At 44.4% G+C, this 17271-nt stretch carries 11 protein-coding genes; all 11 read right to left on the bottom strand.

Annotated features, from left to right (window positions below; genetic code table 11):
- Nucleotides 1–20: 20 nt before the first annotated feature.
- Nucleotides 21–725, bottom strand: a complete 705-nt coding sequence (locus tag LXL81_RS02220) for a DUF1080 domain-containing protein (RefSeq protein ID WP_234645070.1) — start codon at nucleotides 723–725, stop codon at nucleotides 21–23.
- A 213-nt stretch (nucleotides 726–938) separates the two neighbouring features.
- Nucleotides 939–3071 carry an alpha-glucuronidase family glycosyl hydrolase gene (locus LXL81_RS02215; protein WP_234645069.1) on the bottom strand — a complete coding sequence of 711 codons (2133 nt, stop codon included), beginning with the start codon at nucleotides 3069–3071 and terminating at the stop codon, nucleotides 939–941.
- Nucleotides 3072–3150: 79 nt separating this feature from the next.
- A complete protein-coding gene (locus LXL81_RS02210) occupies nucleotides 3151–5814 on the bottom strand; it encodes a sialate O-acetylesterase (protein ID WP_234645068.1) in 2664 nt (887 codons plus the stop codon).
- 103 nt (nucleotides 5815–5917) lie between these two features.
- Nucleotides 5918–7009, bottom strand: coding sequence for an endo-1,4-beta-xylanase (locus LXL81_RS02205; RefSeq protein WP_234645067.1), 1092 nt, complete (start codon nucleotides 7007–7009; stop codon nucleotides 5918–5920).
- Nucleotides 7010–7177: 168 nt separating this feature from the next.
- Nucleotides 7178–9103, bottom strand: coding sequence for an alpha/beta hydrolase-fold protein (locus LXL81_RS02200; protein WP_234645066.1), 1926 nt, complete (start codon nucleotides 9101–9103; stop codon nucleotides 7178–7180).
- Between the two features lie 59 nt (nucleotides 9104–9162).
- The gene (locus LXL81_RS02195; protein ID WP_234645065.1) at nucleotides 9163–10728 is read right to left on the bottom strand and encodes a glycoside hydrolase 43 family protein; all 1566 of its coding nucleotides are present in this window, start codon (nucleotides 10726–10728) and stop codon (nucleotides 9163–9165) included.
- 27 nt (nucleotides 10729–10755) lie between these two features.
- Nucleotides 10756–11277, bottom strand: a complete 522-nt coding sequence (locus tag LXL81_RS02190; protein ID WP_234645064.1) for a VOC family protein — start codon at nucleotides 11275–11277, stop codon at nucleotides 10756–10758.
- A gap of 85 nt (nucleotides 11278–11362) precedes the next feature.
- Nucleotides 11363–13054: a glycoside hydrolase family 43 protein gene (locus tag LXL81_RS02185; protein ID WP_234645063.1), complete on the bottom strand. Its 1692-nt coding sequence runs from the start codon at nucleotides 13052–13054 to the stop codon at nucleotides 11363–11365.
- 64 nt (nucleotides 13055–13118) lie between these two features.
- The gene (locus LXL81_RS02180) at nucleotides 13119–14207 is read right to left on the bottom strand and encodes a Gfo/Idh/MocA family protein (RefSeq protein ID WP_234645062.1); all 1089 of its coding nucleotides are present in this window, start codon (nucleotides 14205–14207) and stop codon (nucleotides 13119–13121) included.
- A gap of 39 nt (nucleotides 14208–14246) precedes the next feature.
- Complete coding sequence (locus tag LXL81_RS02175) at nucleotides 14247–15299, bottom strand: glycoside hydrolase family 43 protein (protein WP_409013858.1); 1053 nt, start codon at nucleotides 15297–15299, stop codon at nucleotides 14247–14249.
- 151 nt (nucleotides 15300–15450) lie between these two features.
- The gene (locus LXL81_RS02170) at nucleotides 15451–17265 is read right to left on the bottom strand and encodes a RagB/SusD family nutrient uptake outer membrane protein (RefSeq protein WP_234645060.1); all 1815 of its coding nucleotides are present in this window, start codon (nucleotides 17263–17265) and stop codon (nucleotides 15451–15453) included.
- Nucleotides 17266–17271: the final 6 nt, after the last annotated feature.

The raw sequence follows: 17271 nt of genomic DNA, 5'->3' as shown, positions 1-17271 counted from the left end.
ACTTCCCGGTTAACAGCGAATTAAAGCACTAATATTTTTATATTTTTAAACCAAACCTCATCGCCGTGTTCCTGAAGCAGGATGTTGCCCTGTGCAGCTGCACCAAAATCAGCGTATCCCTTATACTTGCTGTAATGGACCAAAGCCTTCCACATCTGATTGTTTCGCTCATATTCGACGACCTTGATATTATTCAGCCAGTGTTCAACGTGGTTGCCCTTCACAACGATCATCGCAGTATTGAACTGTTCCTTGTTAAATGGCTTGTCGGGTGAAGCAGTAATGAGGTCATACAAAGATCCCAGCGTGCGATTTCCGGCAACGCCGCCCTTCGCATCCGGATGTTGCTGATCATCCAGAATCTGATATTCACATCCGATTCCGCCGCGGTTTATGAAATATTTGATACCGCTATTGGCTCCATCTGTAATTTTAAAATCGACTTTCAGGATAAAGTTTTCGTATTTCCGATCGGTGATGATATCTCCGCCTTTGCCATTCTTTAAAACTTTCAACAAACCGCCATCCACCGACCATCCCTTTGTCGGAAAACTTTCGGAATTACCGCTTTTCCAGCCTTTGGTTGTTACCCCATCCCAAAGTAATTTCCAGCCTTCAGACTTTTCTTTTTTGGATAATTTATTGTCCGCCTCAACTTTTTCCTGTGCGGAAGCTTCCCAGACAAATAATAAGGTGATGGCTAGTATCAAAAGACTTTTCTTCATCGTGGTTTCTAATGTTTTAATTGAAATTACTAATGTGCAAATGTGTTGTTCGCCGCGCACTATACGCAGCCCGGCTTTCTCAGGATATGATTAGCCGATAAGCAGGCAAAGGTATAGCGAGTGCACAGTTTTAAGTGAGCACATTTGTTCGAATGAAGGGTAAGAATGTCAATTATTTCATGGTTTGACAGCCGATATGCCCATTAAACAAACTTATTTCATCAAATAAATATTAACGGATTTTTTCACTTCTTCCAACGTCTGCTTCGGTGGCTCGAAGCCTTTTGGAATGGGTTGTTTAGCGAAAGTTTGCAGATATAAAACCCAGGCATCTCTCCACCAGATCGCTTCCCTATGCTGGACTTTCAGTCGCGCGGCCACATCGGTATATACCTGCGAATCAAGATTTGGTTTGGCCAGATCCCACTGCTGCTGCATCCAGACTACCGAATCGGCACCAGTGTAAAAACGGGTGCAAAGTTCCTGCCAAAGCGTCCGTCCCGTGCTTAGCTTTTTGTCCCAGGCTATATGATGAAACCACAAAAGATACGGCAAAGGGGTTTTGTCAGGATTATTCCACTGCTGCTGCACTTCCGGACGGTACTGACCAAGGGCATTACTTCCGGAAGCAGTTCTGTCAAATCCCAATCCAGTGGAATCTGCACGATGGTAATATACGGCGGTCCAATCAGGCCGGGAACCTTTGTTTTGCCAGGGTTCGGGAGCAAAGTGAACGCCCATCCAGGGCCGCGAAAGTCCGAGTGGCGTATCATAATCCACATAGATTTCACGAGATCTCATCATCAGCCCGACAATATTTTCCTGCGCTTTTTTATTTCGGGTCAAAGTCAGCTCTGTCCATTCTTTTGCAATCTGTTCGGAACTCAACGTATGATCCCAGCTCAGTCTGCCGAATGCATACCAGTTTGCCTGGGCAAGCGGATGGCCTGTCCAGTTTTTCGCATTTCCCGTGTTGGCCACACCCGCCATGAGCGTGCGTGAATAACCATGCAAACTTCCATCCACCACTTTCGCGACTGTCGATCCTTTTCCATTTACATAGGTATCAGAATCCAGATTTTCTTTAAAAATGGGTGCTTCGTAAACCGCATGTGTGGCAAAACCAAGGTATTCCTGCGTCAGCTGAAATTCTACTCCCAAAGGGGTTTTTGGCATATTACCAAACAGAGGAGAAAATGGCTCACGTGGCTGAAAATCAATCGGTCCGTTTTTTACCTGCACAATTACTTTCGGATCAAATTTTCCATCCAGCGGCACAAATTCTTCGTACGCTGCTTTAAATCGATCCGCATTTGGATCCGCTTTGTAAACAAAAGCCCGCCAAATCACAATACCTTCATACGGCTGAAATGCCTCGGCAAGCATGTTGGCACCATCTGCATGTGTCCGTCCATAATCTTGCGGACCGGGTTCACCTTCCGAATTCGCTTTCACCAGAAAACCACCAAAATCCGGAATTTCTTTATATATCTGCGCTACTTTTTCTTTCCACCAGGCGCGTACTTTTGGGTCCAGCGGATCGGAAGTCGGAAGTCCCCCCAGGGTTTTTGGCGCGGCAAAGTATACAGACAAATATGTTTTGATACCATATTTCCGCATCACATTCGCGACCGCCGCAACTTTTACGATGTACTCCTGCGACATAAACCGCGCACTGGCGTTTACGTTGTTAAGCACGGTTCCGTTAATTCCCAGAGAAGCATTGGCGCGGGCATAATCTAGGTAACGCGGGTCCACGCGCTCCGGCAATTCGTACCATTTCCAAAGTGAAGAACCTGCATAACCACGCTCAACCGTTCCATCCGGATTGTCCCAGTGATTCAGCATCCGGTATTGCACTTTCGGACTGCTTGTCAGATTCAAGCTTTTGACTGAAAGCTGCATTTGCATATGTCTCAGCAGGGCAAAAGTTCCGTACAAAATGCCGCTTTCCGTTGAAGAACTGATCACAATGTTTCCAGCAAGCAACTTAATACGATAACCTTCCTCCGGTTTTTTGTCTGCATTGGGTTCCAGTCGTAAAACGATACCGCCGGATTTATTTCCACCCGAATTGTTCAACGAAACCTGTTTACCCAAAAGACTTTTCAACCCTGTTTGCAGCTCCCGGGAAGCACTATGCATAATGTCACCTTTACCTGACGCAGAAATAAATGCAGTGTATTTTAAGTATTCAGCCTTAATAACCGGATCCGCAACAGGCTCATATTTTAGCCAAAGCTTATACCCGTCATCACCCTCAGTGGATAAAGTGTCGGCAGAAAAAGTTGGAGCACTGATCAGGATATAGCTAAACAGTAGAAGTATGTATATTCTGGTAGTCATATTTTTTCCAATTACTGATTTGTAATATTTCTTAAATTCGGGTCGCACTTTATGGCAGCAAAATCCAGCATTGACAATATTATTTTTTCATTTTGTTAATATGCTCTGCCACATTCAGCATCGTATCAACATAAATATCCTTTTCATTTTCTTTCAGATAATGTAGTAACAGGCTGTGAGCCTCATTGGAAACATTCAGTGCATGTTCCCCTCCCACACCGTGAAAAAGGAAAACCAGCAGTTTACCGCTTTGCTGCGCTTGTTTGACGAGTTCGATCATTTTTTCTCCGCTTTCACCAGACATACCATAACAGTCAATATCCATCAGATTCTGCTCATCAAGTGAATGCATTTCATGTCTGACAGCCCTTGCCGCCACGAATTCATCAGAAAGCGTCTGAATAAATTCACCTTCGGCTACTTTTTTATGTCCACAGGTAAATGCAAAAGTTCTTTTCGTTTTGCCGTCGATCGACTTTAAATACGCGTTGCACATTTTGATTTCATCCTGTATTCTTGCCAGACTGTATTTGCTCAGATCATACTCAGGTTTCACCCAGCTCATACCCGGGCCCGTCGCGTCACAGGGATGATACAGCGTGTGATTTCCCAGTTCATGACCATTTGCAGCCGCAGCGCGCCAGTCTTTGATTCTGTTTCGGGCGGCATCTGATGAAGCGGTCAGATAAAAACTACCTTTCAGACTGAGAGAATCCAACGCAGGAATGACATTATCCAGATGCACATTCAGCGCATCATCATAAGTCAGCACAACCGCGCATTTTTTCCCTTTCCAGGGTTTCGAATCATCCAGCACTTCTGCGTCCGTTCGGAATGGAGATGCGGGTAAACTTTCGGAATTATAAAAATTAATTCCTTCCGGATTGTCCTGCCACCCATAGCGAACATATTTTGGGGTTTTCACCAATTCGCTCGACAATTCGATCTGATCTTTTCCAATAATCCTGGCCGTTGCCCAGACAAACTTTTTATCATAATCTGCGATGCTAAACCAGCGCAAGGATTCAGAATCTTTGGAAGTAATACCCTTGGCTATATGATCAAATGTCAGGATTATTTTATCTTTTTCGATAGTCTGTGATTTTAGCGTCGGCCCGGAATAAACCACATTCCTTTCATTGTAAGCCAGGTTTCTTGCTGACAACGCCAGTCTTTTTCCGATATCTTTTTTGTTCAAAGGATGAATATCATTCCATTCTCCCAGGTCCAGCGTAACCGTCAAAGCCGTATTTTTCAAGGCAAGCGCCTGGTTTTGCGCTTCCCTGATTAAGGCCATATTACTTTCTGCCGGCGTGAAGTTTACGTCCTGAAAATTGGGAAGCTGCACGACCAGAAAAAGTGCATCCGGATTTTTCCATAAACCTCTCCAATCGTTGATCAAAGCAGGCATCAATTTCTTATATGGCTCCGGATTATCCACATTCGACTCTCCCTGATACCAGATAAAACCTTTGAGTTTCGTGAGTAAAACAGGCGCAACCATGGCGTTGTATAATGCGGTCGGCTGGTTTTGATGCACGAGTGGACTACCAAAATTTCCTTTTTTCTGAGGTTGATATACTTCTCCAACTTTATATTGCCAGGTTCCTTTTAAATCGATCTGCTGATCATCGACCGTCATGAAATAAGGTTTATCAGGAACAAAACCGCCTTTTCCGACTTGATTTGTAACCCTTATGACAAATGTATTTTTACCCGATTTCAATAAAACGGCGGGAATCTCGTAGCGGCGGGGCGGATACTGATAGGTGGTATTTCCAATCTTTTTTCCATTGACATACATTTCATCCGCATCCACAATGCGGCCCATGAAAAGTTTCACAGGCTTGCCAATCCAGTTTTCAGGAACTTTAAATTCCCGGCGAAACCAGACGACACCGTTCAAATCCTTCACGCCCTGATCTTCCCAGTAACCCGGAATGTTAAAATTCCGCCATCCTTTTGGTTGATAAGAAGTATTTTCCCAATGTTCAATCTGACCTTGATCCGTTACTTTCGGCTGAGATCTGTTATTTGGAAAAATGCGTTTGAATGAACTGACATAAGCCGTGTCTTTATTTTTGGCAATGATCTTCTGTATATCAGCAAAATCCTTGTAACCTCCCTCGCTGATCCAGGCTTCTATCGGCGTACCTCCTACGGAGCTGTTAATGATTCCGATCGGCACCTTGTACTGATCATAAAGATCTTTTGCAAAAAAATAGGTGACCGCTCCCATGGTAAGCACATCTTTGGGATTGGCCGTTTTCCATTCCCCAACTGGAAATTCTTTTTCAGGGCCATTTAAACTGGTCAGTGTTTGAACGAAAAAATTGCGGATGTCAGGATAATTAGCCGAAGCGATATCGTCTGCAAAACGCTCTTTCACTCGTTCCATATTAATGACCATATTACTTTGTCCGCTGCAAAGCCAAACATCACCAAAAGCAATATTTTTGATAAGGATCTGATTTTTACCTTTTAACACCATTTCAAAACCGCTGCCAGCAGGTTGTGCAGGCAGCTGGATCTTCCATTCGCCATCCTGAGATGTAACGGTCTTATAACTTTTGTTTTTCAACGTCACCGTAACCTTTTCCTTCGGAGCCGCCCAGCCCCAGATGGTAACGGGCTGATCCCGCTGCAACACCATGTGATCACCAATCAGCTTTGGCAAACGAACCTGCGCCGAAAGATCGCAGGAAAGAAAAAGCAGGAGAATTACAAACGTTAAAAATCTCATTACTAAGCCTGATAATTTAATCTTACAATTTAATAGCCACCCAATCTTAACGATAAATGACTACACATGACAATCCCCTGACCACAGTTCACATTCCCCTATATCACTTCTGAAAATCAACAACCCCTTCAAAAGCTTTTTTCGGCTTGTAATTTTGATCGAACAACAGCGGGTAATCTTTGCGGTTTGGAACAGGGAAATTATCCAGCCAGGTATATTTGTCCGACACATTCCAGAAAGTCACTCCCGTAACCGTGCCTTTATATTTTCTGAAAACATCGAATAACATTTTGTACTGAGCAGCTTGTTTTTCCACCATTTCAGCAGTCAGCTCACCCGTATCGGTTGCCTTTTTTGCGCGTCGTTCATGCTCTTTTGGATGTACTGAAACGTCGAGTTCCGTAATCTGCACGGCCAGACCCAGGCTTGCAAATTGTTGAATAGACTTTTCAAGCTCCTGTGCGGTTGGCTCATAAATGGACCAGTGGCCCTGCAAACCTACGCCGTCTACCGGCACTTTTTTGTCTTTTAACTTTTTAAGAAGCTGGTAAATTTTCTCTCTTTTTGCTGTGCTTTCAGTATTGTAATCGTTGTAAAACAATTTTGCATCCGGATCAGCAGCGTGGGCATATTCAAATGCCTTTTCAATATAATCTTCACCTATGATTTCATAGAATTTTGACCGGCGGTAAATGCTTGTGCTCGTGTCGGGCACGGCCTCGTTAACAACATCCCAGGCATAAATCTTTCCTTTGTATCGGCCAACCACATCAATGATATGTTGTTTCAAACGTGCCAGAAGTACTTCACGGCTAACCTGTTTGCCGGTAGAATCGGTAAAAAACCACTTCGGTGTCTGGTTGTGCCAGCACAGCGTGTGACCCCTTACTTTCATCCCAGTTTTTTGGGCAAATGCAACAATAGCGTCCGGATCCTGCCAATTGTATTTGTTTGGCTCCGGGTGGATCGGCCCCATTTTCATCGCGTTTTCAGGCGTCAGACTGTTAAATTGTGTGATGATTAATTCGGCATCAGGCCCGGTAAGGCTCCTGGGTGCCACTGCGACACCGATTGGAAAGAAATCTTTATAAGCACTTTTTAGCGTTTTTTGAGCCAAAATCTCATTTGAAGAAAGTAACGTCGCCGATACAACCGCACATTGAGCCCAAAACTTTAATCTTTGTGATTTTATCATGAGATAAGTTGATTGAAAAAATGAGATAATTATTGGGGCTGTCGGCTTTCGGCAGTCGGCTGTCACATTTTTGCATACAACACAACCCGACCATTTTCCATGAGTGCTCGCCAACTGCCGATTGTCTACGCTGCACCGCCGACCGCCGACAGCCGACTGCCGACAGCTTTATTTAAATATTAACTGCGAAAACTGGAACAAATCATGTCTCCAAACCGGCCAGCTGTGTCCGCCGGGATATTCGCTGTACTTGTACTTCACACCCAGCTCATCAAATTTCGCGAGCATGATCTTGCAATTTTTGAAAGCAATATCTTCTTCACCACCCATCGAGATCCAGAAGTTTTTCAGGTTGCCATTGATCTTTTCAGCATTGGTTTTCATGAAGGCATATTGCGGATCAGAAAGGGCAGTATTATTCGCAAACCAGCCAGAACTGAAAACACCGAGCGAGGAGAACATTTCTGTATTTTTTATTCCGGCATATAAAGTTTGTAGTCCACCCATCGAAAGACCTGCAAGCGCCCGGTTTTTTGCGTCGGTTTCTACCCGAAAATTGCTTTCAATGAAAGGAATTGCACCCATTTTCAATTCGTTTTCAAATTGTTTCAGCACATTTTCATTGAAACCGGCTAGGCCGCCCGTGCCTCCCATATTTCCATCCAGCATAACGATGACCATCGGTTTGGCTTTTCCTTCTGATATCAGGTTATCTAAAATCAGATCCGTCTTACCTTGTGTAGCCCAGCCGCGCTGATCTTCTCCGCCGCCATGAAGCAGGTATAGCACAGGGTATTTTTCTGTTGATTTATCATACCCAGGCGGCGTGTAAACGTACATTTCACGCCAGGTACCCATCGTTTTGGAAAGGTATTTTTTGATCCGGATATCGCCATGCGGAATATCCCGCTGCGCATAATATCCACCATTCCGGTAAGGAATCTCAATCCCGCTGGCCATGCGACCCATGCCATAAAAAGTTTCACTCGCAGGATCAGCCAAAGCGACGCCATCGATCAAAAGCGAATAATAGTGGAAACCTTTGCTGATAGAATCTGTCGTTACGGCCCAATAACCTCCGGTATCCTTTTTCATTTCATACTTTTTGCCAAGGTCAATCTGTACTTTTTGTGCTTCCGGCGCCTTTACCCTAAAAACGACCCGGTTGTCCGGCAGAATCTGAGGGTATTGTGCTGTACGAATATTGGTAGCCGCCCGCGTTCCCAGAATGGTGTATTTTGACAAAGAAGCATTGTCAACCGGCTGGAACAAAAATTGAGAAAACATGTATAAACCATTTTTCCAAACCTTGAAATCATGCACGCCGGGTTCGATGTAATAGATATGCGGAACCTGGTTTTCAAACATATAGTCATGCGTCCGTTTGCTAAAAGTGATCAGCCTGTCGTTGTCGCCGCAGGAAATGAAAAGTAATTTCAATTTCTTTTTTGCTTCCTCAGGATTGGGTATTAGCTCGGTTGGAATTTTGGTATTCGGCGCAGATGAAAAACCACCCACCCAGGCGAACTGATCCAGATTTCCCAAGCCGAAGTTAAGCGACTGCCCGCCTCCCATCGAAAGTCCTGCGATAGCACGATGTTCACGATCTTTTAAAACCGGGTATTTGCTTTCTACAAAAGGGATCAGATCTTTCAACAGATCCTGTTCGAAAGTCGCAAACGCAGCAACTTTGTCGGGTGCCATGATATTTCCCGTAGCCGCGTCATCTTTCATTGCCCTGCCATTCGGCATCACGACGATCATGGGTTCAATTTTCTTTTCAGCATATAGATTGTCCAGGATCAGCTGCGGATTACCTCCTTTCAACCACTCCTTTTCGTCTCCACCTATGCCATGCAATAAATACAAAACAGGGTACTTTTTCTTTTTGTTGAAACCAGGAGGTGTGTAGATGAGTGCCTTGCGGGTAGTTCCAACTGTTTTTGACTGGTATTTAACCGAATCAATTTTTCCTGTAGGAATTCCGGCCTGCACTACATCATAACCTTTGGGCATTTCTTTCAGGATTTCCTGGGCATTGCTTACCAGCGCAACCAGCATCAGGCTTGTGACAATTGATATAATTCTTTTCATGGTTTGAAAGGGTAATTTCTAAGTTTATTTAAAATCAATTTCGACTGACAAAGTCTATATTATTTTGATGGATTAACGGCCAGGTGGAAGTAATCAAAATCCGCATATCCTCCAATGTTTTTAGTTGCATAGTTGAACAGTCCAAAACGATAACCCATAAAATGCGGAATGGTATAAGACATTTTCAATGGTTTACCAATCGGCAACCAGGATTTGCCGTCCAAACTGTAATAGAAACTGGCCGTATCATTCTTGTCTTTGAAATCACATTCAACATTAAAATAGACTTTATTTTGAGCCAGTGGTATACTTTCAATCTCCTCAGCCTCACTCGTTAACGAGCGAACCATAACAACCGACGATTTGTCTTTGCCCATCTTAACCCCTGCAAAACCATAGTTTTTTTGCAATAATCCCAATCCTGCAAAATCTCCCTCTTTCATTTTTGAAATGTCAATCAAAGTCGAAGCAGAGGATTCCGGACCTACGGTACGCTGCGTCAATGTATTTCTGGCGCTTACAAAAGAGGTATCTATTCGCCCTGTTTTAAGCCTGAGAAATCCCTTCCGTTCTGTCACCGACCAAAGGTTATTATCGGGATTGTGATTCCATTGCCAAACCTGTGGTAAAGCAGATTCTCCTTTTTTACGTGAAAAATCATCCGATGCAACGATGCCTGGCATCAAACCCTTACTGGCAGGTAAGTCAAGTATTTCCGGCACTTTTCCATCATTTCCCAGAACCGGCCATCCATCTTTCCACGTAACCGGTACGAGATAAGGAATCCGGCCGACGGCACCATAATCCCGGAAAAGATAGGCATACCATTTCCCGTCCGGCGTATCGATCAGGCCGCCTTGCGCTACGCCTAAATCCTGCAATCCCACACGGCCCTCATAAGGTCCGGTGATTTTATCTGCCCTGTGAATGACGACAGTTCGCATTCCGCCCTTGGGCCAGGTGATGTTGAAAAGATAATATTTACCGTACACCTTGAAAAGCTGCGAGCCTTCTGCAGGAAGACCTCCGCCGGTACCTGAGGGCAAACTTGCATTTTCAATAATAACCTGCTCAGCGACACCTTTTTTCACTGCCGAAGCATCCGCTTCCAGCTCAATCATTTTAATTTTACCTGCTCCGTAAATCCAATAAACCTTACCATCGCCATCAAAAAACAAGGAATGATCATGATAGGAAGGTGAAAATGAGGACATTTTCCAGGGCCCTTTTTCAATGTTTTTTGTTGTAAAAATGTAGGTCTTGCCAGTTGTCTGAGCAAAGGTTGTGACATAGAATAACCCATTGTGATAACGAAAACTGCTGGCCCAGGAACCACGACCGTAGGTGCTTTTTCCATTGGTCAGATTCAGCTCGTCCATATTTGCCAGCGTGTCATATGCATAACTGACCAACTGCCAATTCACCAGATCGTTCGATTTCATGATCGGCAATCCCGGGCTCATGTGCATGGTGGTGCTGCTCATATAATATGAGTTTCCAACGCGTATCATAGCCAAATCGGGAACATCGGCAAAAATGACCGGGTTGGCTGCCGTTTGCGCTTTGGACAAATCGCTCAAAAACAACACACAAAAAAGCATGCAAAACAAAGTTTTTTCTTTCATTGAGAAATGGCGCTTAGGTCCGTTTTGTTATTCGATCGGCCCGATCAGTTCTATAAAAGTTCCGTCCGGATCCTGCACCAGAACAAAATGTGCATCTTTATTCAGCTGCGTCGGCGTACTGCCCAGAAAAACTACTTTCTGTCCTTTCAGCCTTTCGATGATTGGTTTTAATGATTTAACATGGATCGTGATATACTGGGCACCGGTATCGTCCTGTATGAACTTCTGTTTTGGATGCGCAGCTTTTTTACCGAAACTCATCAGTTTCCATTCGCTGGCTTCAGGGCTGTTTTCCAGTTTCAGAATATTAACATTGGTGGCTTCTCCGCCGGTCAGGCCTCCTCTTTTTCCAAACTCTTCATTGATTGTGAAATTGCCGGTTTTTACCATACCAATTCCGTTGACATAAAAATCCAGGGAACGCTTTATGTCGGCAACCACCACACCTACGCCGATTGACTTGTTGGTAAAATTTGACTGAGCATTGACGAGACTGCAAAAAAGCACTGCGGAAATGGTCAACAGGTTTCTGAAAATCGACTTTTTCATAAAATTTAATCTGACTATATTTTTAATAATTAAATAAAAATTGAAACTGAACATTGAATAAAACGAGGTTCAGTTTCACCTGAACTTATTTTGATACCTTTGGAAACATCGGATCATTTCCGCTGTATTTCAAATATTTAAAGGATGCAGAATTTGTAGTTGCCTCACCCGATGAAGTAGCGTACATGCCAAACAAACAGCCGATAAACCCTCCCGCAACCTGCGTACTCAGGAATTTAGCGTCAACCTTATCTTTTAACAGTTCCCAGGAAGTTCCTTTTGAAAAATAAAAACTGTAAGAATCGCCTTCTGCTGTGATGCGTAGTTTAACCGGTTTAGAAACATCGGTAACGGGCATCTGTGCCAGTAGCTCCATCTCTTTTTTATCCGCAATGCTTTTATAAAGCTGAATCATGGGCTTTCCATTTTCAACCGATTTACTTAAAAAATAGAAATGAGACTCATCCTGAAAAATAGTTAGTCCCGCTTTTTCTTTTTCAGATTTTGGTGAAAAGTCAAGTTCAACTTCCGCTGTGCAGTACAAATGCTGCTGACGTTTCCCGATGAAGGAAGGGTTACCCATTTCCATAATCGTTTCCGGTTTCAACTTCATCGTCAGGCCGCTTTTCTGTGATAGCGAAAATGATTTGCGATCAATAGTCCGCATAAAAAGCAACGCCGGATCCAAGGTTTTTTCAAAAGTCAGTGTGTACGCAAAGTTGCCAGCCTGGGGTAATGCCTCCTTTTGTTTTACTTCCTTAAAATTGACAGCATACTCGTATTTGATCTCTTTGCTACCTGGATTAATGATCGGCCAGTCGTTTTTCCATTCCACTGGTGCAATAAATGTTTCACGGCCTGTGTTGTAGAAATTACCCTCGTAAGGTCTAACGGCAAGAAAAATAGCATACGTTTTGCCGTCTGGGCCATCCACAAACTGCGCGTGACCAGCAGAAGTAATCGGATCTTTCCGGTCATCCGGCAAACCTCTTTGCGTCAGGATCGGGTTGTTTTCATAAGGCACAAAAGGTCCCCAAACAGATTTGCTCCGAAAAACAACTTCTGTATGATTGACCGAAGTCCCACCCTCGGCAGCATACAAATAATACCAGCCATTTCTTTTCATGATATGCGGTGCTTCAATCCAAACCGGCTTTTTGCTCAGGTCTACACCACCATTGACCAGCTGTTTTTCGTCGCCGATCACCTTCAAAGTGACAGGATCAATTTCATAAATCCGGATTGTTCTGTGGCCTGGATATAATGACTTTCTCTCAGGCGGATCGCTGTTGTAGATGATATAAGCTTTATTGTCTTCATCAAAAAACAGCGACGGATCTATACCACGGACCTGGGGAACCCGGACCGGATCACTCCATGGACCGGCAGGATTTTTGGAAGTGACGATAAAATTTCCGTCGTGATCGATATCCGTGCAAGTAACATAATACGTCCCGTTATGAAAACTGATCGCCGGTGCGAACAAACCTCTCGTTAGTTTTTCACCCATAAAATCCATCTGCGACGGGCGGTCAATCACATTTCCGATCTGTTTCCAGTTTTTAAGATCCTTACTATGAAAAACAGGAATTCCCGGAAAATAAGAGAAGGTAGAATTGACCAGATAATAATCCGTTCCTACCTGAACCACACTCGGATCAGGGTAAAAACCGGTTAAAATCGGGTTTACGATGGTGGTTGTCTGAGCGTTCGCGCATTCACTAAAAAAAATGCTGCCGGCAAAAAACACTGTATATAATAAATGCTTTGTCTTCATTTAGTAATCTTAATCAACGATTCGGTTTTCTAAATAAGCGGTGGTAAACCGCAGATACTTCTGCCTATATTTTTATTACTTTTCCTGCGGCGGCCGATTTGTAAATCGCTTCCACAACCCGGATATCCCGAAGTCCTTCCTCTCCCGGTGCAATTAAATCTTTGTTCCGAAGTATGGCATCGCAGTCTTCATCCATTTGTTTGGCCTGCTGATTCTTGATCGGAAATTGAATCAGAGTTCCATCCGACAGACTTCCTTTATTCCCATTATAGCCCGACTGCGGTTCAAGCTTCGCCCAGCCTTTTTCATAATTAACCTGTAAATGATTCATATTGATGCCAAAACTGGTCTGGCAGGATGCTTTGGCACCGCTTGGAAAATCAAGCATAAACATCATGGTTTCTTCAACTTCCTTATAAATGTCCGGACGGGTGGTAGAAGCCTGGGCAAAAACACTGATGGGCTCCTCACCCGTGGCAAGCCGAGCTCCCTGCAAAGCGTACACGCCCATATCACCCATTACACCGCCGCCGAGCGACTTTTTCTGTTTCCAGTGATCGGTACGCGCGTCAAAATACCCGGCTGCACTTGTCACCATTTTCACCTTACCAAACTTTGGCTCTTTGGCAAGCTTCATAATCGCCTGAATATTAGGATCGTGCTGACAACGGTAACCAATAGCCAGTTTAACTTTACTGCTGCTGCAAGCCTTAATCATCGCTTCGCAATCTGCCACTGATGGCGCCATTGGTTTTTCACAAAATACGTGTTTGCCTGCTTTTGCAGCGCGAACCACATATTCCCTGTGCATGGATGGAGGCAATACCACATATACAATATCGATATCCGGATTATTGGCAATCTGATCGAAATTCTGATAGTTGTAGATATTTTTATCAGGGATCTTATATTTTGCTTTCCAGGTTTCAGCTTTGGCCGGAGTTCCGGTAACGATACCAGCCAGGTAACATTTTTCAGTCATCTGAAGCGCCGGTGCCAAAAGATCTGTGCTGTAATATCCAAGTCCCACCAGGGCGATGCCCAGTTTTTCTTTTTTTTGCGCGGTAGCTGCCAGCAGCGGGTTACCGGAAAATAAGGCGGCGGCTCCTGCCAAAGTCAGGGTTGATAAAAAATCGCGTCTTTCGATTTGCATATTAATTTTTGATAGGAATGAACAATAATATATTAATTATCAAGGAGTTATTGTCTTAATATTTCCATTACTATCTCTCAGCAGCTCTCTGACTTTTACACTGCGAAGATGAGTTTTTCCGGAAAGTTCAGCATCGTGATAGAACAGATACCATTTTCCTTTCACTTCAACAATTGAATGATGCGTCGTCCAGCCTTCGACAGGATTCATGATCACGCCCTTGTAAGTAAACGGCCCGTAGGGTGAAGTTCCCTCTGCATAACAAAGCAAGTGCGTATCACCTGTTGAATAAGAGAAATAATATTTTCCATTGAACTTATGCATCCATGCACCTTCAAAAAAGCGCTTACTGGCATCCGAGGCAAGTAGAGGTTTGCCATTTTCATCAAGGATCTGAACATCACGCAAAGGCTCGGCAAACGAAAGCATATCGTCTTTCATCACAGCAATTTTTGCGCTTAATGCAGGTTCATTTTCATGGCCTTTGCCAAGATCAGTCATTAATGATTTATTGTAAGTTCCCGTGTGCCAGCGTTGAAGCTGACCGCCCCAGATACCTCCCAAATACATATAAGCTTTACCATCCGTATCGGTAAAAACAGCCGGGTCTATGCTGTAACTTCCTTCAATAGGTTTTGCCTCAGCTTTAAAAGGTCCGCTTGGCGACTTACTTGTAGCTACGCCCATACGGAAAACGCCCTCTTTGTCTTTTGCAGGAAAGTAAAGAAAATAAGTGCCGTTTTTGTAAGCCGCATCCGGTGCCCACATTTGTTTATCCGCCCAGGGCACATCTTTTACATCCAGCGCAACACCGTGATCAGTCACTTTTCCACCGATTTTGTCCATGGAAAAAACATGATAATCGCGCATCTGGAAATGTCCGCCTTCGTCATCCTGGGGCACGTCTGCTTCAACATCATGCGAAGGATAGATATAAATTTTACCGTTGAAAACATGGGCTGAGGGGTCGGCAGTGTACAAACCGTCTACGAGAGGCTTGATCTTTTCAGGTGCTTTCTGGCAGATCGCCTGTCCGGCTATGGCAACAATAATCGAGAAGGTGGCTATAAGATTGTTATTGAATCGTATCATCATTTATGTTTTTTATACAAAAAGCAAATCGCTGGACTGTTACTACTTATGTTGTTTTATTGAAATCCTGACAAAACTAATCCTGAGACACAGAACTGCATTTGTGGCAGTCCTGCGTCCCAGGCTTATTGTTTTTAATCAACATTTTAAACTAGTATCCCGTATTTTGAGGAAACTTAGGACCTTCCACGACCCTGTCAATCTGCGACTGCGGGATTGGTCGTAACATATGAAAATCTTTGATGTATGGAGCAGCCTCCTTGTTCCATTCCTGCACACGACGGACAAGCGAACGTGTTCTCACAAGGTCATGCCACCGCTGCCATTCTCCAAAGAATTCACGGCTCCGTTCGTCAAGGATAAAATCCAGGGTTACGTCAGCGGCGGTAATGTTCATGGCCGTTGCAGCAGCTGTATTCTGAGCCGTACTATTGGTTTTCCGGAATGCTGCGCGCTGCCGTAACACATTGATCATCGTTGCAGCTTTTGATGCGTCGCCCGCTTTGAAATTTGCCTCAGCACCTGTCAGGTAAACATCCGAGAAGCGATATAAAACACAAGGTCGCGTAGAGGGATCATTAAAATTGGCACCGCGACTTGGATCCATGTATTTTTTCAATGCAGGATATATACCATTGTTCCAAAGACTTGGCGGCACAACAATACCTTTAAATGGTCTCGATCCTACAAACTGAGGTGCACCAGGCACTTCATAATCGGGCAGCCAAACGGCCGTGTCTGATCCGGGAACGGTGGTATAACCGATTCCACGAGTATTGTTCGCAGTGGTTGGGGTATTGGTTACCGCAGTGTTTGAAATATAAACCGTGTAAAACGAATTGGCAAAACGTGAATCGACATCACGGTTTGTGAAAGCCTGATCAAGGAAATAATTTTTCCCGGCACGGGTCCCCGTAAGTTGTTTATCTGAATTCGGACGCATCCGTACATAAGGGCGACCGTAGTAAGAATCCCGGATCATGCCGGAAGTTCCGCTGTTGGTGAAAACGCCGGCAGCATTTTTGATCGAGTTAATGCCACTGTTATTAGGATAATTCCAGTTGGTGAACCATGGACTCAGGTTTTGTGCCGCACCTCCTCCGGCTGCTCCACCAACGCTGTAATAACCATATTTTGGATCCAGCACGTGGTCGCTTACAAACATCGTCTCTTTTCCATAATCGTTTGCGGGAACAAATGCATCGCCATAATCCTGCCACAGATCCAGGCCATAAGCAGATTTATTGGCAATAATCTCATCACAAAGTTTTGCAGCCGCCGTAAAATCACTGGCCGTATTGTTCAGCCATCCGCGGGTCAGGTATGCTTTGGCAAGCAGGAATTGCGCGACTGGTTTGGTTGCCGCTTTTCCGAGGAATGGAGCCGTAGGTTGGTTGGGCAAGTCCGCCGCAGCTTCTGTAAGATCCTTAATGATCAGCTCGTAAACCTCTGCCGCAGGTTGGCGGGTGGCTGCCTGCGAGGCCTCGGTAATGAATTCGGTATGAAGCGGCACATCGCCCCAGGTCTGCACGAGGTAGAAATACCAGAATGCTCTCAAAAATTTGGCCTGTGCCAGGTATTGTTTCCTCGTAGTCTCGTTCAGATCAATGGTCTGACCATATTGGAGCACTCCATTCAAGGTGTTAATATCCTGAAAAGCTACGCCCCAGGCAGAACCGAAGTTACTACTGTTTAAGCCATTGTACGTGTAAGCATTACCAGTGCCGGCATTGACACCCTGGATAAACTCATCCGTCCCTGCCTGCATTTCAACGGTAAACCCTTCTGTACCCCACTGGCTCCGTATATCATTATAGACCCCTGCTATCCCTCCCAAAACGCCGGACGGGCTGTTAAAATAAGATGGAACAATCTGTGACTGCGGGTGCTCTTCGAGCACTTTTTCGCAACCGGAACTTAGTGCAACGATCAGCCCGGCAGTAATCAGTATTTTTATGGATTTCATGATCGG

The organism is Dyadobacter sp. CY356, assembly GCF_021440195.1.
Classification (GTDB): Bacteria; Bacteroidota; Bacteroidia; order Cytophagales; family Spirosomataceae; genus Dyadobacter.
Note: the sequence above shows the minus strand (reverse complement) of the source record. Positions and strands in the feature narration are given on the sequence as shown.

Coding starts and splice junctions, on each gene's coding strand:
- LXL81_RS02215 (WP_234645069.1), bottom strand. CDS start 3,071: ATGACTACCAGAATATACATACTTCTACTGTTTAGCTATATCCTGATC.
- LXL81_RS02190 (WP_234645064.1), bottom strand. CDS start 11,277: ATGAAAAAGTCGATTTTCAGAAACCTGTTGACCATTTCCGCAGTGCTT.
- LXL81_RS02185 (WP_234645063.1), bottom strand. CDS start 13,054: ATGAAGACAAAGCATTTATTATATACAGTGTTTTTTGCCGGCAGCATT.
- LXL81_RS02175 (WP_409013858.1), bottom strand. CDS start 15,299: ATGATACGATTCAATAACAATCTTATAGCCACCTTCTCGATTATTGTT.
- LXL81_RS02180 (WP_234645062.1), bottom strand. CDS start 14,207: ATGCAAATCGAAAGACGCGATTTTTTATCAACCCTGACTTTGGCAGGA.
- LXL81_RS02210 (WP_234645068.1), bottom strand. CDS start 5,814: ATGAGATTTTTAACGTTTGTAATTCTCCTGCTTTTTCTTTCCTGCGAT.
- LXL81_RS02170 (WP_234645060.1), bottom strand. CDS start 17,265: ATGAAATCCATAAAAATACTGATTACTGCCGGGCTGATCGTTGCACTA.
- LXL81_RS02195 (WP_234645065.1), bottom strand. CDS start 10,728: ATGAAAGAAAAAACTTTGTTTTGCATGCTTTTTTGTGTGTTGTTTTTG.
- LXL81_RS02220 (WP_234645070.1), bottom strand. CDS start 725: ATGAAGAAAAGTCTTTTGATACTAGCCATCACCTTATTATTTGTCTGG.
- LXL81_RS02200 (WP_234645066.1), bottom strand. CDS start 9,103: ATGAAAAGAATTATATCAATTGTCACAAGCCTGATGCTGGTTGCGCTG.
- LXL81_RS02205 (WP_234645067.1), bottom strand. CDS start 7,009: ATGATAAAATCACAAAGATTAAAGTTTTGGGCTCAATGTGCGGTTGTA.